This is a genomic window from Brevibacillus sp. MCWH (assembly GCF_013096935.1).
Classification (GTDB): Bacteria; Bacillota; Bacilli; order Brevibacillales; family Brevibacillaceae; genus Brevibacillus; species Brevibacillus aydinogluensis.
In genome coordinates this window covers 1-382 of sequence record NZ_SDLF01000250.1, presented here as the reverse complement: position 1 = coordinate 382, position 382 = coordinate 1, and the positions used below count along the sequence as shown (strand labels likewise).

1 protein-coding gene is annotated in these 382 nt (G+C 25.9%); it reads left to right on the top strand.

Going from position 1 to position 382, the window contains the following annotated elements; genetic code table 11:
* Positions 1-225: dihydrofolate reductase (locus tag ETC00_RS20320; RefSeq protein ID WP_171567802.1), on the top strand; the 225-nt coding region annotated here is incomplete at its 5' end.
* Positions 226-382 lie beyond the last annotated feature (157 nt).

The window sequence follows — 382 nt, the reverse complement described above, 5'->3', positions numbered from 1 at the left end:
ATAGTGCTTGGAGGAGCTGAAATATATAGTTCTCTTTTACCTTACGTAGACTTTCTATATGTTACTAGAATATTTCACAAATTTAAAGGAGATACTTATTTCCCTAGTATAAACGAAAAAGAATGGAAACTTATTTGTGCACAGTCAGGTGTATTGGATGAAAAAAATAAATATACTCACGTGTTTCTAATGTATAAAAGAGTTTCACATATAACCGTTAAATAAATTATATATTATGAATTAGTATATTTTAATAAAGGGGTGAACTTTAATTTTAAAGGGGAATATACTAGCAAAAAAAAATAAAGAGGTGAAAATATTATGGCAAGTAAAAAAGATTTAAAAAAGAAAAGGGTTGAATTGAAAAAAGAATATTTGAGAG